Annotated in this window: 24 protein-coding genes; 22 read left to right on the forward strand and 2 right to left on the reverse strand. The window is 70.7% G+C overall.

Annotated elements, in window-relative coordinates; all coding sequences use genetic code 11:
* The first annotated feature begins 288 nt into the window (after positions 1 to 288).
* Genes JEK78_RS13655 through JEK78_RS13665 form a run of 3 tightly spaced genes read left to right on the forward strand, consistent with a single transcriptional unit; the run spans position 289 to position 5,464 of the window.
* A complete protein-coding gene (locus tag JEK78_RS13655; protein WP_200258858.1) occupies positions 289 to 954 on the forward strand; it encodes a hypothetical protein in 666 nt (221 codons plus the stop codon).
* Positions 951 to 3,275 (forward strand): bifunctional serine/threonine-protein kinase/ABC transporter substrate-binding protein, encoded by a 2,325-nt coding sequence (locus JEK78_RS13660; protein WP_200258860.1) that lies wholly within the window; start codon positions 951 to 953, stop codon positions 3,273 to 3,275. The genes JEK78_RS13655 and JEK78_RS13660 overlap by 4 nt, the downstream gene beginning before the upstream one ends.
* Positions 3,275 to 5,464: a bifunctional serine/threonine-protein kinase/ABC transporter substrate-binding protein gene (locus JEK78_RS13665; protein ID WP_200258862.1), complete on the forward strand. Its 2,190-nt coding sequence runs from the start codon at positions 3,275 to 3,277 to the stop codon at positions 5,462 to 5,464. Before JEK78_RS13660 ends, JEK78_RS13665 begins: the two co-directional genes overlap by 1 nt.
* 43 nt (positions 5,465 to 5,507) lie before the next feature.
* Here the strand turns inward: JEK78_RS13665 and JEK78_RS13670 are convergent, their stop codons facing one another.
* Positions 5,508 to 6,407, reverse strand: a complete 900-nt coding sequence (locus JEK78_RS13670) for an NAD-dependent protein deacetylase (protein WP_200258863.1) — start codon at positions 6,405 to 6,407, stop codon at positions 5,508 to 5,510.
* 69 nt (positions 6,408 to 6,476) lie between these two features.
* Positions 6,477 to 6,842 carry a nuclear transport factor 2 family protein gene (locus tag JEK78_RS13675; protein WP_200258864.1) on the reverse strand — a complete coding sequence of 122 codons (366 nt, stop codon included), beginning with the start codon at positions 6,840 to 6,842 and terminating at the stop codon, positions 6,477 to 6,479.
* Between the two features lie 100 nt (positions 6,843 to 6,942).
* On the opposite strand from JEK78_RS13675, the gene JEK78_RS13680 reads away from it, so the two are divergent.
* The 19 genes from JEK78_RS13680 (at position 6,943) to rplR (ending at position 17,042) form a co-directional block, all read left to right on the forward strand.
* The gene (locus JEK78_RS13680; protein ID WP_200258865.1) at positions 6,943 to 7,833 is read left to right on the forward strand and encodes a LysR family transcriptional regulator; all 891 of its coding nucleotides are present in this window, start codon (positions 6,943 to 6,945) and stop codon (positions 7,831 to 7,833) included.
* Between the two features lie 635 nt (positions 7,834 to 8,468).
* Positions 8,469 to 8,777: a 30S ribosomal protein S10 gene (gene rpsJ, locus JEK78_RS13685; RefSeq protein ID WP_003948644.1), complete on the forward strand. Its 309-nt coding sequence runs from the start codon at positions 8,469 to 8,471 to the stop codon at positions 8,775 to 8,777.
* A gap of 17 nt (positions 8,778 to 8,794) precedes the next feature.
* Positions 8,795 to 9,439, forward strand: coding sequence for a 50S ribosomal protein L3 (gene rplC, locus JEK78_RS13690; RefSeq protein ID WP_107465881.1), 645 nt, complete (start codon positions 8,795 to 8,797; stop codon positions 9,437 to 9,439).
* An 8-nt stretch (positions 9,440 to 9,447) separates the two neighbouring features.
* Entirely contained in the window at positions 9,448 to 10,104 is a 657-nt protein-coding gene (gene rplD, locus JEK78_RS13695) for a 50S ribosomal protein L4 (protein ID WP_200258866.1), read from the forward strand.
* On the forward strand, positions 10,104 to 10,523 hold the full coding sequence (gene rplW / locus JEK78_RS13700; protein WP_200258867.1) for a 50S ribosomal protein L23: 420 nt from the start codon (positions 10,104 to 10,106) through the stop codon (positions 10,521 to 10,523). Before rplD ends, rplW begins: the two co-directional genes overlap by 1 nt.
* Positions 10,524 to 10,577: 54 nt before the next feature.
* Positions 10,578 to 11,414 carry a 50S ribosomal protein L2 gene (gene rplB, locus JEK78_RS13705; protein ID WP_200258868.1) on the forward strand — a complete coding sequence of 279 codons (837 nt, stop codon included), beginning with the start codon at positions 10,578 to 10,580 and terminating at the stop codon, positions 11,412 to 11,414.
* A gap of 12 nt (positions 11,415 to 11,426) precedes the next feature.
* Positions 11,427 to 11,708 (forward strand): 30S ribosomal protein S19, encoded by a 282-nt coding sequence (gene rpsS, locus JEK78_RS13710; protein WP_053759516.1) that lies wholly within the window; start codon positions 11,427 to 11,429, stop codon positions 11,706 to 11,708.
* Between the two features lie 44 nt (positions 11,709 to 11,752).
* Positions 11,753 to 12,100 carry a 50S ribosomal protein L22 gene (rplV, locus tag JEK78_RS13715; RefSeq protein WP_200264155.1) on the forward strand — a complete coding sequence of 116 codons (348 nt, stop codon included), beginning with the start codon at positions 11,753 to 11,755 and terminating at the stop codon, positions 12,098 to 12,100.
* Positions 12,100 to 12,927 carry a 30S ribosomal protein S3 gene (rpsC, locus tag JEK78_RS13720; RefSeq protein WP_200258870.1) on the forward strand — a complete coding sequence of 276 codons (828 nt, stop codon included), beginning with the start codon at positions 12,100 to 12,102 and terminating at the stop codon, positions 12,925 to 12,927. The genes rplV and rpsC overlap by 1 nt, the downstream gene beginning before the upstream one ends.
* Before the next feature lie 5 nt (positions 12,928 to 12,932).
* The gene (rplP, locus tag JEK78_RS13725; RefSeq protein WP_200258872.1) at positions 12,933 to 13,352 is read left to right on the forward strand and encodes a 50S ribosomal protein L16; all 420 of its coding nucleotides are present in this window, start codon (positions 12,933 to 12,935) and stop codon (positions 13,350 to 13,352) included.
* Complete coding sequence (gene rpmC, locus JEK78_RS13730; RefSeq protein WP_004984525.1) at positions 13,352 to 13,576, forward strand: 50S ribosomal protein L29; 225 nt, start codon at positions 13,352 to 13,354, stop codon at positions 13,574 to 13,576. The genes rplP and rpmC overlap by 1 nt, the downstream gene beginning before the upstream one ends.
* Positions 13,576 to 13,881: a 30S ribosomal protein S17 gene (gene rpsQ / locus JEK78_RS13735; protein WP_200258875.1), complete on the forward strand. Its 306-nt coding sequence runs from the start codon at positions 13,576 to 13,578 to the stop codon at positions 13,879 to 13,881. Before rpmC ends, rpsQ begins: the two co-directional genes overlap by 1 nt.
* A gap of 129 nt (positions 13,882 to 14,010) precedes the next feature.
* Positions 14,011 to 14,379 (forward strand): 50S ribosomal protein L14, encoded by a 369-nt coding sequence (rplN, locus tag JEK78_RS13740; protein ID WP_003998823.1) that lies wholly within the window; start codon positions 14,011 to 14,013, stop codon positions 14,377 to 14,379.
* Positions 14,380 to 14,381: 2 nt separating this feature from the next.
* Positions 14,382 to 14,705 (forward strand): 50S ribosomal protein L24, encoded by a 324-nt coding sequence (gene rplX, locus JEK78_RS13745; RefSeq protein ID WP_200258877.1) that lies wholly within the window; start codon positions 14,382 to 14,384, stop codon positions 14,703 to 14,705.
* Positions 14,705 to 15,262: a 50S ribosomal protein L5 gene (gene rplE, locus JEK78_RS13750; RefSeq protein WP_200258879.1), complete on the forward strand. Its 558-nt coding sequence runs from the start codon at positions 14,705 to 14,707 to the stop codon at positions 15,260 to 15,262. Before rplX ends, rplE begins: the two co-directional genes overlap by 1 nt.
* A 5-nt stretch (positions 15,263 to 15,267) precedes the next feature.
* On the forward strand, positions 15,268 to 15,453 hold the full coding sequence (locus tag JEK78_RS13755) for a type Z 30S ribosomal protein S14 (protein WP_003956452.1): 186 nt from the start codon (positions 15,268 to 15,270) through the stop codon (positions 15,451 to 15,453).
* A 239-nt stretch (positions 15,454 to 15,692) separates the two neighbouring features.
* Entirely contained in the window at positions 15,693 to 16,091 is a 399-nt protein-coding gene (rpsH, locus tag JEK78_RS13760; RefSeq protein ID WP_200258880.1) for a 30S ribosomal protein S8, read from the forward strand.
* A 24-nt stretch (positions 16,092 to 16,115) separates the two neighbouring features.
* Complete coding sequence (rplF, locus tag JEK78_RS13765) at positions 16,116 to 16,655, forward strand: 50S ribosomal protein L6 (protein ID WP_200258882.1); 540 nt, start codon at positions 16,116 to 16,118, stop codon at positions 16,653 to 16,655.
* A 3-nt stretch (positions 16,656 to 16,658) separates the two neighbouring features.
* Positions 16,659 to 17,042, forward strand: a complete 384-nt coding sequence (rplR, locus tag JEK78_RS13770; RefSeq protein WP_200258883.1) for a 50S ribosomal protein L18 — start codon at positions 16,659 to 16,661, stop codon at positions 17,040 to 17,042.
* Positions 17,043 to 17,047: the final 5 nt, after the last annotated feature.

Consider the following 17,047-nt stretch of genomic DNA (forward strand, 5'->3'; position numbering starts at 1 on the left):
TCGACGACGACGCTGTGTACCGATGGGAGGACCGCCGGTAGCCTCGGTGGGAACGCTCCTCCCGGTCGTGCCGGGGCGGACGGCACACCGGCATGGGGGTGCGAGGTGGTCAGGGCTCTTCGTGGGTCACGGCGCGGGCTCGTTTCGTCGCTCGCGATATGCCTGCTCGCTCAGGCCGCGTTCACCGCGGGATGCTCCGCCGGGTCGGCGGACACCGGGGCCGAGGGGGAGTCCGCCGCCCGGTCGCCCGACGGCGCCGGTTCATCCTCGGCCTCCGCCACCCCCACGGTGCCCCGGGCCGCGCGTTCCTTCCGGCCCGAGCCCGACCTGCTTCCCCGGGACCGGGCGGCGGCGCTGCGCCTGGCCCGAGCGGTCGCCCTTCTCCCCGAGGACTGGGGCGCGGGCTTCGTCGCGCAGGACCCGCCGGAGAGCGATCCGGACACCTGGGCCGTGCTCGACGACGACTGCCGCTGGACCAGGAAACCCTTGCCCCAAGGCGTGCTCACCGCGCTCTCCCGCTACAGCGAACTCCCCGTCGGCGAAGGGGGGGAGGCGGTCCAGGTGTCCGCCGTCGTCACCGTCCACACCACCGAAGCGGGCGCCGACGACCGGCTCAACGCCAGTCTGGAGGAGGCCATGCGCTGCTCGCGGCAGGAGCTTCGACCGGGCCGTTGGATCGAGAACCTGAACTCCGCGGAGCAACCGCCTGGAGCGGACGGCAGCTACGCGGAGGACTCCGTCTTCGAGGTGGGCGTGCAGGGTGAGGGCAGCGGCGATGGTGCCACCGTGCTGCCCTTCCGCTGGGCCGTGGACCGGCTCGGGCCGGTCACCGTGGCCGTCTCGGTGCGGGCGGCGGCGAGCGAGGACGCGCCCGACCCCGGCACACTCCAGTCGCGAGGCCTGATCGTCATGGGCGCTCGCCTCGTCGACCTCCTGGAAGGCGGCGACCGGTGAGATCGCTGGGCCCCGCGGATCCCGCGACGGTCGCCGGACACCGCCTCCTCGGCCGGCTCGGCGAGGGTGGCATGGGCGTGGTCTACCTTGCCCGGTCGCCAGGCGCTGCCTTGGTGGCGCTGAAGGTGGTGCACGCCGACTTCGCCCGCGACGAGGGGTTCCGTGACCGCTTCCGCCGGGAGGTGGAGACGCTGAGCAGAGTCCGCAACCCCTGGATCGTGCCCCTGCTGGCCGCCGACCCGGACGCCCCGGCGCCCTGGCTCGCCACCGCCTTCGTCGCCGGCCCCTCCCTGGCGGAGGCCGTCGCCGCCCACGGGCCCCTGCCCCAGCCGACCCTCCGGGTACTCGGGGCCCGCCTCGCCGGGGCCCTGCGCGACGTGCACGACGCCGGGTTGGTGCATCGGGACGTCAAGCCCGGCAATGTTCTGCTCGCCCTGGACGGCCCCCGGCTCATCGACTTCGGCATCGCCCGCGAACCGGGGGACACCTCCCTGACAGCGACCGGCGTGGTGGTCGGCACCCCGGGCTTCCTCGCCCCCGAGCAGATCGACGGGGCCGGGCGGGCGGAGGTCGGCCCACCCGCCGACATCTTCGCCCTGGGCTGCGTCCTCGCCTACGCGGCGACCGGCAGACCGCCCTTCGGTACCGGCCCGGTGGACGCCCTCCTGTTCCGCGCCGTGCACGAGAGCGCCGACCTCGACGGGGTGCCGGCCGGTGTGGCGCCGACCCTGAGGGCATGCCTCGAGAAGAGCGCCGAACTCCGCCCCGGCGCGCGCGACCTCCTACGATCCCTCGACCCGTCCGGCGCCGAGGACGGCGCCCCGGCCGCTTCCGGTCCGCGCCCGCCGGACGGCGGTGCCGAGGTCGGGGGCGAGGAGACGTCCTGGCTCCCGGAGCGCGTGACCCGGCTCGTCGCCGCCCGCGCGGCCGAGGGAGCCGCGCTCCCGGACATCGCCCCCACCGAGGTGGACGCGAACCCGGTCCCGCAGGCGCCCGCCCCGGCCGACCCCGCGTCGCGTTCCCCGGCTCCGGACGGGGCCGGGACCGCGCCCGACGCCGAGCGCGGTCCCGGCGGCGCCGATCCGCTCGGCGTCCCAGAGGCGCGCCGGCCCGACGGGCGTCCGCCGCGGCGCCGGTTCCTCCTGCTCGCGGGTGGTGCGGTGGCCGTCGCCGCCGGTGGAGCGGCCCTCGGGTGGCGGGGCGACCGCGAGACCCCCGGGCCGGCCGCCACCGGCGAGCCCGGGCACACCCTGGGCCTCCAGGCCGACCTGACCGGGTCCGGGAAGAGCGTCGGCCTGGCGCAGGAACGGGGTGTGCGGTTGGCCGTGGACGAGTTCAACGCCCGCCCGGACGTCCCCTTCCCGCTCGCCTTGGAAGTCCGGGACGACGCCGGCGACCCCGGACGGTCCGCGGCCGTCGCCGAGGAGTTCGTCGCGGACCCCTCCGTCGTCGCCGTGATCGGCCCGACCGGCGACGCGGAGGCCGCCACGGCGCTGCCCGTCTACGACCGCGCCCTGCTGCCCGTGGTGACGGTCTCGGCGGGCGCCGTCAAGCTCCTCGTCCTCGGCGCCCGTTCCTTCGCCCAGGCCACACCGGGAGATTCCCAACTTCCCTTCTTCCTCACCGCCCACCTCCGTGACGCAGCCCGCTCCGGCACCGTCGGCGTCGTCTACGACCGCAGCGCCGGCGACCACGGCTGGGAGGTCACCGGCGTGCTCAGCCGCGTCCTCGACCGCTATCAGCGCCCCTTCGTCCCGAAGGTGATCAGCTCGCTGCGCGTGGACCTCGGCCCCACGGTCGAGGAACTGCTCGCCGAAGAGGTCGACGCCGTGGTCTTCGCGGGGCCGCCCGACCGGGCCGGTCGGCTGGCCGAGGCGCTCGGCGTCCGCGGGTTCGACGGCCCCCGCATGGGCTTCGACCCGCTCCTCGACCCCCGCTTCCTCACCGCCGCGGGCCAGGCCGCCGAGGGCTGGGTCATCGTGGCCCCCGCCCTGGACCCCGAAACCCACGCCTCGGGGCGGCCCTTCGCCGCCGCGCACCGGAAACGTTTCGGCGCCCAGGCCGCCCCCTTCGCCGCCGAGGCGTACGACGCCACCGGACTCGTCCTGCACGCGCTGGCCGAGCTGCCCGCCCGCCGTCGCGAACGCGGCGACCTCGCCACGGCGATCCGCACCACCACCTACGAGGGCGTCACCCAGGAGCTGAGCTTCACCCCGGACAACGGGGCCCGCACCCTCGACCAGACCGGCGTGTACCTGTGGACGGTGGAGGACGGCCGGTTCCGCTGTCTCGGCCCCGCCCCCTTCGGCCCGCCCGTCTGATGCCGCCGCTTCTGCCCTCCGACCCCTCCCGTATCGGCCCGTACCGCCTGCTGGGGCGGCTCGGCGCGGGCGGCATGGGCGTGGTCTACCTCGGGCGCGCGCCCGGTGGCGCCCTGGTGGCGGTCAAGGCGATCCGCTCCGCGTACGCCGACGACCTCGCCTTCCGCGCCCGCTTCCGACGCGAGGTCCGGACCGCCGGTCGGGTCCGCGACCCTAGGGTGGCGCGGCTCCTGGACGCCGACGCCGAGGGAGACCCACCGTGGCTGGCCACGGTCTTCGTCCCCGGCCCGTCGCTGGCCGAGGCGGTGACCGAGTGCGGCCCGCTCCCGGAGACCTCCACCGCCGCACTGGGCGCCCGGCTGGCCGGGGCGCTGCGGGCCGTGCACGGCGTCGGACTGGTGCATCGGGACGTCAAGCCGGGGAACGTCCTGCTCGCCCTGGACGGCCCCCGGCTCATCGACTTCGGCATCGCCCGCGCCCCCCGGGACACCGCGCTCACCGGAACCGGCGCCGTCGTCGGCTCCCCGGGCTTCCTCTCCCCGGAGCAGGCCCGGGGAGCGGGACGGGAGGTCGGCCCGTCCGCCGACGTGTTCTCGCTGGGATGTCTGCTGGCCTACGCCGCCACCGGCGACCGGCCCTTCGGCACCGGCTCGCCCGCCGCCGTCCTCATGCGCACCGTCTACCGGGAACCGGACCTGGCCCGGCTGCCCGCCGGGCTCCTGCCCCTCGTGCGCGCCTGCCTCGACAAGGACCCGGCTCGCCGCCCCGACACCGCGCGGGTCGCCTCCGAGCTGCGCGACGTGGCGGACCCCGAGGACTGGGCACCCGAGCCCGTCGTCCGACTGATCGCACGGCACTCCGTCGAGGCGCTGGACCTCCCGCCCGCCCCGGACACCCGGCCGGACACCCCCCGCCGCGTGGGAGCCGAACCGGCCGCCTCCACCCTCGCCGCGTGGGAGACCGAGGCCGAGGGCCCGCGCCGTGCCCGCGCCTCGCGAAGACGCCTGCTCGCCTGGGGCGCGGCGACGGCCGCCGCCGCCACAGCCGGCACGGTCGGACGGTGGGCGCTCGCGAGCCCAGAGCCCCCGGCCGGCAACGCCCCCGGTCGACGGGAGAGACACACCGTGGCCCTCCACGCCGATCTCTCCGGTCCGGGGCAGGCGGTCGGCCGGGCCCAGGAGCGTGGCATCCGCATCGCGCTGGCCGAGATCAACGCCGACTCCCCGGACCTTCTGCTCGACCTCGCGGTCCACGACGACGGCGGCGACCCGGACCGCGCCCGTGCCATAGCGGACGAACTCACCGCCGACGACTCCGTCCTCGCCCTGCTCGGCCCCACCGACACCGGCTGTGCCGAGGCCGTGATCGAGCGCTGTCAGCGGGCGCTCCTCGCGTGCGTGTCCGTCTCGCTGGGGTCCCTGCCTGTCGAACTCCAGGTCCAGCGTGTCAACGTGGCCACCTGCCCCAGTGACGAGGCCCTCGCCGTGCTCCTGGCAGCCCACCTCGTGCACGTCGCCCACACCCGACACACCGTGCTGCTCCCCGACGCCGCTCTCGGGGAGATGGGCTGGCTCGTGTGCGCCCACACGGACGAGGCCCTGGGCTCCGATGTCCGGACCGACCGATGGGCCGTCGACGTCGATACCGACACCGACGGATTCGACGGGATCGCCGCGCGGGTCGTCGAGTCCGGTGCCGACGCCGTCGTCTTCGTCGGGACCGCCCGGCGGTCGGCGTCGCTCGCCGGCGCGCTGCGGAGGGCGGACTTCTCCGGAGATCGGCTCGGCACCTACCACGCCATGACCGGTGAACTTCTCGCCGTGCCGGAGGAGGACACCCGGGGCTGGCTCTTCGCCGCCCCTTTTCTCGACCCCTCGGACGTGGCCTCCGCCGCGCCGTTCGTCGCCGCCTATCGTCGCCGCCATGACGACTCCGAGCCGCCCCGCTACGCGGCCGAGGCCTACGACGCCGCCCACTTCCTGGCCCGGGCCGTCGCGGAACTGGGCGGCACGCCCGTCGAACGGGGCGGCCTCGTACGGCAACTGCGCGAGACCCGCCACGAGGGTGTCACCAAGGTGCTCCAGTGGGACCCCGCGACCTCCGTCTACTACCGGGACGCCCACCATCTGTTCGCCGTGGCCGACGGTTCCTTCGCCCATCGGGGCCGGATGTCCGACATCACCGCGTGACGCGCGCCGGCGCCGAGCGCCGTGACACGCGGGCGGGCGTCGCTCACGCCGTCCCCGCCTCCCCGACCGGGAGACGCAACCGCGTCGCCACCTCGGTCAGGGTGGCACCCAGCGGCAGGGCGACGCGGGTCACGGCATGGGTGTCCCCACGTGTCGGGTCCCGGTTGACGATGAGCACCGGCTTGCCGAGCCCGGCCGCGAGGCGGACGAACCGCAGCCCGGACATCACGGTGAGCGACGACCCCAGGACCAGCAAGGAGGTCGCGGACCTCACCAGGGCGCGGCACCGCGCGACCCGCGCCGGCGGCACCGCTTCCCCGAAGAACACCACGTCCGGCTTGAGTACACCCCCGCAGACGTCGCACGGCACCACACGGAAGTCCCCCACCCGCGCTTCGGCGAGGTCGGCGTCGCCGTCCGGGTTGAGCCCCGCCACGACCGGCGCGAAGCCCTCGTTGGCCCGGGACAGCCGCACGGCCAGTGCGGCGCGCGGGCTCGACACGCCGCAGGACAGGCAGACGACCCGATCCAACCCGCCGTGCAACTCGACGACGTCCGCACTCCCCGCCGCCTGGTGCAGCCCGTCCACGTTCTGCGTGATCACGCCGGAGAGCAGGCCGCCTCGCTCGAAGGCCGCGACGGCCCGGTGCCCGGCGTTGGGGCGGGCCCGGCTGAACGTGCGCAGTCCGAGGTGGCTGCGCGCCCAGTAGCGACGGCGTGCCCTGGGGTCGGCGACGAAGTCCTGGTACGTCATCGGGGTGTGTCGTTCCAGGCTGCCGCCCTCGCTCCGGTAGTCGGGGATGCCCGACTCCGTGGACAGTCCCGCCCCGCTCAGCACCAGCACCCCGCCCGCCGCCAGTGCCTCGGCGACCGGCTCCGGGTCCGTGCCCGCCGGAGGAAGGTCCCCGGTGGGCGTCCAGCTCAGCGTGGGGCGCGTGCGCATATCGCCCAGGGTACGGTCCGTCGGGCCCGGTCCGTAGGGCCCGACGGGTTCGCGTGCTCCGGAGCGAGGTCAGTCGGTGGGCGAGACGAATTCGGGTTGGTCGAGCAGGCGCAGCCAACTGCCGTCGGGCTGGCGACGCACGACCTGTGCGCGGGCTCCGGACCCGTCGCGGGGTGGGGTGGAGGTGAGTGCGATGTCCTCGCCGACCAGCGTCGGCAGAGGCGCCTCGGGCTCGAAGTGGGGGCGGTCGGCGAGGACGCGTTCCCACAAGGCCCGGATCGCCTCGCGACCCACCGTCCGGGCGCCGGGCGGATAGGCCATCACCGCTCCCTCCTCGTAGAGGGCGGCGACCCCGGCGGCGTCTCCGGCGTTGGAGCGTTCGACGAACAGGCGCGTGATGTCCTCGGGGCACATGGCCTTCTCGCGGTCCGGCATGGGTCCACTCCTGTTCCTGGGGATTCGACGCCTCCCAGCCTGGCCGCCCGACATTCACAAGTCCAACAGATGAATCTACTGGCATCTAGAATCAGCAGTCATGGAGTTGAGGCAGCTGGAGTACTTCGTCGCGGTCGCCGAGGAACGGAGCTTCACCGGTGCGGCGGAGCGCGTGCATATCAGTCAGTCCGGGGTCAGCGCTCAGATTCGTCGGCTGGAACGCGAGGTCGGAGCGGAGCTGTTCGACCGCTCCACGCGCGCCGTCGCGTTGACGGCGGCCGGGAAGGCGGCGTTGGAACACGCCCGCGCCGCCCTCGCCGCGGCCGGGTCCCTCGGGCAGGCCGTGGGCGAGGTCACCGACCTGATCAGAGGCCGACTCACCGTCGGGATGGTCGTCGGCTGCACTCTCGCGCCGTTGTTCGACGCCCTCTCCGCGTTTCACCAAGCCCATCCCGGCGTGCGGGTGGGCCTGTTCGAGGACAACTCCGACCGGCTCGTGGACGGTGTGCGAGCCGGTGCCGTCGACCTGGCGCTCGTCGGGACCGCGCACACCAGCCACGAAGGACTGGACACACTGACCGTCGTCAGGGAGCGCCTCGTCGTGGCGGTCCCGGCCGGGCATCCGTTGGCGAAGCCGGGGCGGGCCACTCTGCGCGACCTGCTCGCTCATCCGATCGTGTGCATGCCGCGTGGAACCGGTCTGCGCACGGTGTTCGACCAGGCCTGTGCCGCCCGCAACCTTCAGCCCGAGATCGCCCTGCAAGCCAGTGCCGCCGACGCCATCGTCGGACTCGCCGAGCGCGGCTTCGGAGCGGCGGTCCTCAGTGAGTCCATGGCCCTCCACTACCGTGACCGCCTCACCGCACGCGTCATCGACGACCTCGAAGAACCCGCGATGCTCGCCCTGGTCGCCAAGTCCTCGCACGGGCCCGCCGCGCGTGAGCTGCTCGCGCACGGTCGGCGGGCCTTCGCCGCGTGGGGGCAGGCGTGACCTCGGCGTCGACCGCTTCGCCCGACGCGGGTCCGCCCCCGGACGGGACAGGGCCGGTTGGTCGAGCCGACCGCGCCTACGGCGGCGGGTACCGGCGGCGAGGTGGCGGCCGGCTCGGTCACGTGAGAGACCCGGAGGGCCAGTCGGAGGTCACGTCGGGGCAGATCGCCGTGGATGCTCGCGTGAACGCCGGGCTCCGGCCGCCCCCGGGGCGTTCGGATCCGGCGGCCCGGCGGGGCGGGTTTGACCTTCGGCGACCCCGGGGTAATCTCTTCGGCCCGATTGGCGCCCGAGCCGCCCCTTGTGGCAGACTGTCCGAGTTGCTCGGTCGAGTGTTGATGTTGCGCGCCTCCCGCCGGGAGGACCGAAAGCGAGTCCCACAGTACTCGTCGCCCCGTTCGGGGCGGACGTACGGGAATCTTTCGGGAAGCGTCTGCGCGGCGCCGGCCAGGCACCCGGTGGGCCTTTCGCCCCCGGCCCGCGGTTCCGGAAGGGTCCGCGCCTCCCCGGCAGGGATGCTCGTCCAAGGGACATCCGTGTCAGCGAGAGTGCGACACGCCCGACCGCGTGGGCCGGAGTGAAGGCAGGAAACTCCGGGTTCCGGAGCGTTAGAGAGACAGGACTACGAAGTAGCCATGGCGGGACAGAAGATCCGCATCCGGCTCAAGGCCTACGACCACGAGGTCATCGACTCCTCGGCGAAGAAGATCGTCGAGACGGTGACCCGTACTGGTGCGTCGGTCGCGGGCCCGGTGCCGCTGCCCACTGAGAAGAACGTGTACTGCGTCATCAAGTCGCCGCACAAGTACAAGGACTCGCGCGAGCACTTCGAGATGCGCACGCACAAGCGCCTGATCGACATCCTCGACCCGACGCCCAAGACCGTTGACTCCCTGATGCGACTCGACCTCCCGGCCGGTGTCGACATCGAGATCAAGCTCTGAGGCCGGTGATCTGAGAGATGGCTAAGCAGATCAAGGGCATCCTGGGCGAGAAGCTCGGCATGACGCAGGTGTGGGACGAGAACAACCGTGTCGTTCCCGTCACCGTGGTCAAGGCCGGACCGAACGTCGTCACCCAGGTCCGTACCAACGACGCCGACGGCTACGAGTCCGTCCAGATCGCCTTCGGCGAGATCGACCCGCGCAAGGTGAACAAGCCCCTCAAGGGCCACTTCGCCAAGGCCGACGTCACCCCCCGTCGTCACCTCGTCGAGATCCGCACCGCGGACGCCTCCGAGTACACGCTGGGGCAGGAGATCACCGCCGAGGTGTTCGAGGCCGGCGTGAAGGTCGACGTCACCGGCAAGAGCAAGGGCAAGGGCTTCGCCGGTGTCATGAAGCGCCACAACTTCCGTGGCCTCGGCGCCGGGCACGGTACCCAGCGCAAGCACCGCTCGCCCGGCTCCATCGGCGGCTGCGCCACCCCGGGCCGTGTGTTCAAGGGCCTGCGCATGGCGGGTCGCATGGGCAACGAGCGGGTCACCACCCAGAACCTGACCGTCCACGCCGTTGACGCGGAGAAGGGTCTGCTGCTCATCAAGGGCGCGGTTCCCGGTCCGAACGGCGGCCTCGTCCTGGTCCGCACCGCGGCCAAGGGGGCCTGAGGTAACCGATGAGCACTGTTGACATCCTTTCGCCGGCGGGCGACAAGGCCGGTACCGTCGAGCTCCCCGCGGAGATCTTCGGCGTTGAGAAGGTCAGCATCCCGCTGATCCACCAGGTCGTCGTCGCGCAGCTGGCCGCTGCCCGTCAGGGCACGCACAAGACCAAGACGCGCGGCGAGGTCCGCGGCGGTGGCAGGAAGCCGTACCGCCAGAAGGGCACCGGCCGGGCGCGTCAGGGTTCGACCCGCGCCCCGCAGTTCGCCGGTGGTGGCGTCGTGCACGGTCCCGTGCCGCGCGACTACTCGCAGCGCACCCCGAAGAAGATGAAGGCCGCCGCCCTGCGGCACGCCCTCACCGACCGGGCGCGTCACGACCGCATCCACGTCGTCTCCGGCGTGATCGAGGGCGAGACCCCGTCGACCAAGTCCGCGAAGAGCCTGCTCGGCAAGATCAGTGAGCGCAAGAACCTGCTCCTGGTCATCGACCGCTCGGACGAGGCCGCGTGGCTGTCCGCCCGCAACCTGCCCCAGGTCCACATCCTGGAGCCGGGCCAGCTGAACACGTACGACGTTCTCGTCTCGGACGACGTGGTCTTCACCAAGGCCGCTTTCGAGTCCTTCGTCGCCGGCCCGAAGGCCAACGACAACGAAGGGAGCGAGGTCTGATGGCCATCCGTCACCCCTCCATCGCCTCGAAGGCCGCCAAGGCCGCCAAGGCCGCGCGCGTCGCCAAGGCGCGTCGCCACGCCACCGAGGGCAAGAACACCGTCGTCACGCCCGTCAGCAAGGCGTACACGGACCCCCGTGACGTGCTGCTGAAGCCGGTCGTGTCCGAGAAGAGCTACGCGCTGCTCGACGACAACAAGTACACGTTCGTCGTCGACCCGCGGGCCAACAAGACCCAGATCAAGCAGGCCGTGGAAGCGGTCTGGGAGGTCAAGGTCACCGGGGTCAACACGATCAACCGCCAGGGCAAGCGCAAGCGGACCCGCACGGGCTTCGGCCAGCGCGCCGCCACCAAGCGCGCGATCGTGACCCTCGCCGAGGGCGACCGAATCGACATCTTCGGCGGTCCGACCTCCTAACCGGAGGTCCGGAACGTCCAGGATTTCGGAAATACTTCCGAGGACTGAGAGACAATGGGTATCCGCAAGTACAAGCCGACGACTCCTGGCCGTCGTGGCGCCAGCGTCGCCGACTTCGTCGAGGTCACGCGGTCCACGCCGGAGAAGTCGCTGGTTCGCCCGCTGCACAGCAAGGGCGGCCGTAACAACACCGGTCGTGTGACCGTCCGCCACCAGGGTGGTGGCCACAAGCGCGCCTACCGAGTGATCGACTTCCGTCGTCACGACAAGGACGGCGTGCCGGCGAAGGTCGCGCACATCGAGTACGACCCCAACCGCACCGCGCGCATCGCGCTGCTGCACTACGCCGACGGCGAGAAGCGCTACGTCCTCGCGCCGCGCGGCCTGTCGCAGGGCGACCGCGTCGAGAACGGTCCCGGGGCCGACATCAAGCCGGGCAACAACCTGGCTCTGAGGAACATCCCGGTCGGCACCACGATCCACGCGATCGAGCTCCGTCCCGGCGGGGGCGCGAAGTTCGCCCGCTCCGCCGGTGCCTCGGTGCAGCTGCTGGCGAAGGAGGGCGCCTACGCCCACCTGCGCATGCCGTCCGGTGAGATCCGCCTGGTCGACGTGCGCTGCCGCGCCACCGTCGGCGAGGTCGGCAACGCCGAGCAGAGCAACATCAACTGGGGCAAGGCGGGCCGCAAGCGGTGGCTGGGCGTCCGCCCGACCGTCCGCGGTGTCGTCATGAACCCGGTCGACCACCCGCACGGTGGTGGTGAGGGTCGGACCTCCGGTGGTCGCCACCCCGTGTCCCCGTGGGGCAAGAAGGAAGGCCGTACTCGTTCGCCCAAGAAGGCGTCGAACAAGTACATCGTCCGCCGCCGCAAGACGAACAAGAAGCGCTAAGGACGGGTTGAGATGCCTCGTAGCTTGAAGAAGGGGCCCTTCGTCGACGACCACCTGATGAAGAAGGTGGACGCCCAGAACGAAGCCGGCACCAAGAACGTCATCAAGACCTGGTCCCGTCGCTCGATGATCGTGCCGGCCATGCTCGGCCACACGCTCGCGGTGCACAACGGCAAGACCCACATCCCGGTGTTTGTCACCGAGTCCATGGTCGGCCACAAGCTCGGCGAGTTCTCGCCGACGCGCACCTTCCGGGGTCACGTCAAGGACGACCGGAAGTCGAAGCGCCGCTAGTCAGCGGGGTGTGAAAGATCATGACAAACATCGAAGGGACGACCATGGAAGCCAGGGCCCAGGCGCGGTACATCCGCGTCACGCCCATGAAGGCCCGCCGTGTGGTGGACCTCATCCGTGGCATGGACGCCACGGAGGCTCAGGCGGTCCTGCGCTTCGCCCCGCAGGCCGCGAGCGTGCCGGTCGGCAAGGTGCTGGACAGCGCCATCGCCAACGCCGCGCACAACTACGACCACCCCGATGTCGACAGCCTCTTCATTTCCGAGGCCTACGTCGACGAGGGCCCGACCCTGAAGCGGTTCCGGCCGCGTGCCCAGGGCCGCGCCTACCGGATCCGCAAGCGGACCAGCCACATCACCGTGGTCGTCAGCAGCAAGGAAGGAACCCGGTAATGGGCCAGAAGGTAAACCCGCACGGGTTCCGGCTCGGTGTCACGACCGACTTCAAGTCGCGTTGGTACGCCGACAAGCTGTACAAGGACTACGTCAAGGAAGACGTCGCCATCCGTCGGATGATGACGTCCGGCATGGAGCGCGCGGGCATCTCCAAGGTGGAGATCGAGCGCACCCGTGACCGTGTCCGCGTGGACATCCACACCGCGCGTCCGGGCATCGTCATCGGCCGCCGCGGCGCCGAGGCCGACCGCATCCGCGGCGATCTGGAGAAGCTCACCGGCAAGCAGGTCCAGCTGAACATCCTCGAGGTCAAGAACCCCGAGACCGATGCCCAGCTGGTCGCGCAGGCCGTCGCCGAGCAGCTGTCCTCCCGTGTCTCCTTCCGCCGCGCCATGCGCAAGAGCATGCAGTCGGCCATGAAGGCGGGCGCCAAGGGCATCAAGATCCAGTGTGGTGGCCGCCTCGGCGGTGCCGAGATGTCCCGCTCGGAGTTCTACCGCGAGGGTCGTGTGCCGCTGCACACGCTCCGCGCCAACGTGGACTACGGCTTCTTCGAGGCCAAGACGACCTTCGGCCGCATCGGTGTGAAGGTCTGGATCTACAAGGGCGACGTCAAGAACATCGCCGAGGTCCGCGCCGAGAACGCCGCCGCGCGTGCGGGCAACCGCCCGGCCCGCGGTGGTTCGGACCGCCCGGCCCGTGGTGGTCGTGGCGACCGGCGCGGTCGCAAGCCGCAGCAGCAGGCTCCGGCCGCCGAGGCCCCCAAGGCCGACGCGCCCGCAGCCGCCGCCGCTCCGGCTGAGAGCACCGGAACGGAGGCCTGACCACCATGCTGATCCCCCGTAGGGTCAAGCACCGCAAGCAGCACCACCCCAAGCGCAGTGGCATGGCCAAGGGTGGCACGCAGGTTGCGTTCGGCGAGTACGGCATCCAGGCGATGACCCCGGCCTATGTCACCAACCGCCAGATCGAGGCGGCTCGTATCGCCATGACCCGCCACATCAAGCGTGGCGGCAAGGTCTGGATCAACATTTACCCGGACCGCCCCCTCACCAAGAAGCCTGCCGAGACCCGCATGGGTTCAGGCAAGGGTTCGCCGGAGTGGTGGGTGGCCAACGTCAAGCCCGGACGTGTGATGTTCGAGCTGTCGTACCCCAACGAGAAGATCGCGCGCGAGGCCCTGACCCGTGCGGCTCACAAGCTGCCGATGAAGTGCAAGATCGTCAAGCGCGAGGCAGGTGAAGCGTGATGTCGGCCGGTACCAAGGCGTCCGAGCTGCGCGAGCTGGGCAACGAGGAGCTTCTGACGAAGCTCCGCGAGGCCAAGGAAGAGCTGTTCAATCTCCGCTTCCAGGCGGCGACGGGCCAGCTCGAGAACCATGGCCGTCTCAAGGCGGTCCGCAAGGACATCGCCCGGATCTACACCCTCATGCGTGAGCGTGAGCTCGGCATCGAGACGGTGGAGAACGCCTGATGAGCGAGAGCAACGTGACTGAGACTGGAAACAAGAGCGGCTCGGGGACGGAGCGGCGCGGCTTCCGTAAGACCCGCGAGGGCTACGTCGTCAGCGACAAGATGCACAAGACCGTCGTCGTCGCCGTCGAGGACCGCGTCAAGCACGCGCTGTACGGCAAGGTCATCCGCCGTACGAACAAGCTCAAGGCGCACGACGAGCAGAACGCCGCGGGCGTCGGCGACCGTGTCCTCCTCATGGAGACCCGGCCGCTGTCCGCCACCAAGCGCTGGCGTGTCGTCGAGATCCTCGAGAAGGCCAAGTAGGTAATTCGCGCAAGCGAATTCCCCCTAGAGACGCCTGTGGGGAAAACCCGCAGGTCAGTTCCGCCAGGCTCCGGGGGTCGCTCGTGAGGAGCGCCCCCCGGGGAACCGGCAGACGATCAGGAGATAGACGTGATCCAGCAGGAGTCGCGACTGCGCGTCGCCGACAACACGGGTGCGAAGGAGATTCTCTGCATCCGTGTGCTCGGTGGCTCCGGTCGCCGCTACGCGGGTATCGGTGACGTCATCGTCGCCACCGTCAAGGACGCGATCCCCGGTGGCAACGTGAAGAAGGGTGACGTCGTCAAGGCGGTCATCGTTCGCACCGTCAAGGAGCGCCGCCGTCCCGACGGCTCGTACATCCGCTTCGACGAGAACGCCGCCGTCATTCTGAAGAACGACGGCGACCCTCGTGGCACCCGTATCTTCGGCCCGGTCGGCCGTGAGCTGCGCGAGAAGAAGTTCATGAAGATCATCTCCCTCGCGCCGGAGGTGCTGTGAGCATGAAGATCAAGAAGGGCGACCTGGTCCAGGTCATCACCGGCAAGGACAAGGGCAAGCAGGGCAAGGTCATCGCCGCTTTCCCGCGCGACGAGCGTGTCCTGGTCGAGGGTGTCAACCGGGTCAAGAAGCACACCAAGGCCGCGCCGACGGCTCGTGGTTCGCAGGCCGGGGGCATCGTCACCACCGAGGCGCCGATCCACGTCTCCAACGTCCAGCTGGTCGTGGAGAAGGACGGCCAGAAGGTCGTGACCCGCGTCGGCTACCGCTTCGACGACGAAGGCAACAAGATCCGCGTTGCCAAGCGGACGGGTGAGGACATCTGATGGCTACCACCACGACTCCGCGTCTGAAGCAGAAGTACCGCGAGGAGATCGCGGGCAAGCTGCGTGAGGAGTTCTCCTACGAGAACGTCATGCAGATCCCCGGTCTCGTCAAGATCGTGGTCAATATGGGCGTCGGCGACGCCGCCCGTGACTCGAAGCTCATCGAGGGCGCCGTCCGCGACCTGACCACGATCACCGGTCAGAAGCCGGCCGTCACCAAGGCCCGGAAGTCCATCGCGCAGTTCAAGCTGCGCGAGGGTCAGCCGATCGGCGCCCACGTCACCCTCCGTGGCGACCGCATGTGGGAGTTCCTGGACCGCACCCTGTCGCTCGCGCTCCCGCGCATCCGCGACTTCCGCGGCCTGTCCCCCAAGCAGTTCGACGGCCGGGGCAACTACACCTTCGGTCTCACGGAGCAGGTCATGTTCCACGAGATCGACCAGGACAAGATCGACCGCGTCCGGGGTATGGACATCACCGTGGTCACCACGGCGACCAACGACGAAGAGGGCCGCGCGCTGCTCCGTCACCTCGGCTTCCCGTTCAAGGAGGCGTGAGCGAGATGGCGAAGAAGGCTCTCATCGCGAAGGCTGCTCGCAAGCCCAAGTTCGGTGTGCGCGCGTACACCCGCTGCCAGCGCTGCGGCCGTCCGCACTCCGTTTACCGCAAGTTCGGCCTCTGCCGCGTGTGCCTTCGTGAGATGGCTCACCGCGGCGAGCTGCCGGGCGTGACCAAGAGCTCCTGGTAGTCCCCTCAGGGGACGCCCAGGGCTCTCGGTAAGCATCTGGGTACGGCGGAGCGCCCGCCTCGCATGCCTTAGGCTTGTGGGGTTGGGCGCCTGCCGTGCCCGTACGCCACGCGGACCCAGGTCCGCTCATCGAATGCTTACTACGCCGTAGGTCCACCGCGCCGCACCCGTCCCGTCTCGGATCGGGGAGAGGGACGGCGCACCGGGAAACCACGGCGAGAGAGGCCGAAGGCCAATTCATGACCATGACTGATCCGATCGCAGACATGCTCACGCGTCTGCGCAACGCGAACTCGGCGTACCACGACTCCGTGGCCATGCCGCACTCGAAGATCAAGTCTCACATCGCGGAGATCCTCCAGCAGGAGGGCTTCATCACGGGCTGGAAGGTCGAGGACGCCGAGGTCGGCAAGAGCCTCGTCCTGGACCTGAAGTTCGGTCCCAACCGTGAGCGCTCCATCGCGGGCATCAAGCGGATCTCCAAGCCCGGTCTCCGGGTGTACGCGAAGTCCACCAACCTGCCGAAGGTGCTCGGCGGCCTGGGCGTGGCGATCATCTCCACGTCGCACGGGCTCCTCACCGACAAGCAGGCCGGCAAGAAGGGCGTGGGTGGGGAAGTCCTCGCCTACGTCTGGTAGCGGAAGGGAACGGAGGAAACAGCTATGTCGCGCATCGGCAAGCTCCCCATCGCGGTTCCCGCCGGCGTGGACGTCACCATCGACGGCCGTACGGTCAAGGTCAAGGGCCCCAAGGGCGAGCTGACCCACACCGTCGTGGCCCCGATCGAGGTCGTCAAGGGTGAGGACGGCGTCCTGAGCGTCACCCGCCCCAACGACGAGCGTCAGAACAAGGCCCTTCACGGCCTGTCCCGCACGCTGGTGGCGAACATGATCACCGGCGTGACCCAGGGGTACGCGAAGAAGCTCGAGATCAGCGGTGTCGGTTACCGCGTTGTCGCCAAGGGCTCGAACCTGGAGTTCTCCCTCGGCTACAGCCACCCGATCCTGGTCGAGGCCCCCCAGGGCATCACCTTCAAGGTGGAGTCCGCGACCCGGTTCTCGGTCGAGGGCATCGACAAGCAGAAGGTCGGTGAGGTCGCCGCCAACATCCGCAAGCTGCGCAAGCCCGACCCGTACAAGGCCAAGGGCGTCAAGTACGAGGGTGAAGTCATCCGCCGCAAGGTCGGAAAGGCGGGTAAGTAAGCCATGGCATACGGGCAGAAGATCCTCAAGGGCGATGCCTACAAGCGCGCCTCGATCAAGCGCCGCCACATCCGGATCCGCAAGAAGGTCTCCGGTACCGCGGAGCGTCCCCGTCTGGTCGTGACCCGGTCCAACCGCCACATCGTGGCGCAGGTGATCGACGACCTGAAGGGCCACACCGTGGCTTCGGCGTCCTCCCTGGACAGCTCGATCCGTTCCGGCGAGGGCGACAAGTCCGCGCAGGCCAAGCAGGTCGGGGCCCTGGTCGCCGAGCGTGCCAAGGCCGTCGGTGTCGAGGCCGTCGTGTTCGACCGTGGCGGCAACCAGTACGCGGGGCGCATCGCCGCCCTCGCGGACGCCGCTCGCGAAGCCGGGCTGAAGTTCTAAGCCGC

It is taken from the genome of Streptomyces sp. HSG2 (assembly GCF_016598575.1).
Classification (GTDB): domain Bacteria; phylum Actinomycetota; class Actinomycetes; order Streptomycetales; family Streptomycetaceae; genus Streptomyces.

What these genes read in the sequence shown, in the direction of transcription:
- rplF (WP_200258882.1), top strand. Translation starts at nt 16,116, where the DNA reads ATGTCGCGCATCGGCAAGCTCCCCATCGCGGTTCCCGCCGGCGTGGAC.
- rplV (WP_200264155.1), top strand. Translation starts at nt 11,753, where the DNA reads ATGGAAGCCAGGGCCCAGGCGCGGTACATCCGCGTCACGCCCATGAAG.
- rpmC (WP_004984525.1), top strand. Translation starts at nt 13,352, where the DNA reads ATGTCGGCCGGTACCAAGGCGTCCGAGCTGCGCGAGCTGGGCAACGAG.
- rplX (WP_200258877.1), top strand. Translation starts at nt 14,382, where the DNA reads ATGAAGATCAAGAAGGGCGACCTGGTCCAGGTCATCACCGGCAAGGAC.
- rplP (WP_200258872.1), top strand. Translation starts at nt 12,933, where the DNA reads ATGCTGATCCCCCGTAGGGTCAAGCACCGCAAGCAGCACCACCCCAAG.
- JEK78_RS13680 (WP_200258865.1), top strand. Translation starts at nt 6,943, where the DNA reads ATGGAGTTGAGGCAGCTGGAGTACTTCGTCGCGGTCGCCGAGGAACGG.
- rpsC (WP_200258870.1), top strand. Translation starts at nt 12,100, where the DNA reads ATGGGCCAGAAGGTAAACCCGCACGGGTTCCGGCTCGGTGTCACGACC.
- rpsJ (WP_003948644.1), top strand. Translation starts at nt 8,469, where the DNA reads ATGGCGGGACAGAAGATCCGCATCCGGCTCAAGGCCTACGACCACGAG.
- JEK78_RS13665 (WP_200258862.1), top strand. Translation starts at nt 3,275, where the DNA reads ATGCCGCCGCTTCTGCCCTCCGACCCCTCCCGTATCGGCCCGTACCGC.
- JEK78_RS13755 (WP_003956452.1), top strand. Translation starts at nt 15,268, where the DNA reads ATGGCGAAGAAGGCTCTCATCGCGAAGGCTGCTCGCAAGCCCAAGTTC.
- rplD (WP_200258866.1), top strand. Translation starts at nt 9,448, where the DNA reads ATGAGCACTGTTGACATCCTTTCGCCGGCGGGCGACAAGGCCGGTACC.
- rpsQ (WP_200258875.1), top strand. Translation starts at nt 13,576, where the DNA reads ATGAGCGAGAGCAACGTGACTGAGACTGGAAACAAGAGCGGCTCGGGG.
- rpsH (WP_200258880.1), top strand. Translation starts at nt 15,693, where the DNA reads ATGACCATGACTGATCCGATCGCAGACATGCTCACGCGTCTGCGCAAC.
- JEK78_RS13670 (WP_200258863.1), bottom strand. Translation starts at nt 6,407, where the DNA reads ATGCGCACGCGCCCCACGCTGAGCTGGACGCCCACCGGGGACCTTCCT.
- rplW (WP_200258867.1), top strand. Translation starts at nt 10,104, where the DNA reads ATGGCCATCCGTCACCCCTCCATCGCCTCGAAGGCCGCCAAGGCCGCC.
- rplB (WP_200258868.1), top strand. Translation starts at nt 10,578, where the DNA reads ATGGGTATCCGCAAGTACAAGCCGACGACTCCTGGCCGTCGTGGCGCC.
- rpsS (WP_053759516.1), top strand. Translation starts at nt 11,427, where the DNA reads ATGCCTCGTAGCTTGAAGAAGGGGCCCTTCGTCGACGACCACCTGATG.
- rplC (WP_107465881.1), top strand. Translation starts at nt 8,795, where the DNA reads ATGGCTAAGCAGATCAAGGGCATCCTGGGCGAGAAGCTCGGCATGACG.
- rplR (WP_200258883.1), top strand. Translation starts at nt 16,659, where the DNA reads ATGGCATACGGGCAGAAGATCCTCAAGGGCGATGCCTACAAGCGCGCC.
- JEK78_RS13675 (WP_200258864.1), bottom strand. Translation starts at nt 6,842, where the DNA reads ATGCCGGACCGCGAGAAGGCCATGTGCCCCGAGGACATCACGCGCCTG.
- rplE (WP_200258879.1), top strand. Translation starts at nt 14,705, where the DNA reads ATGGCTACCACCACGACTCCGCGTCTGAAGCAGAAGTACCGCGAGGAG.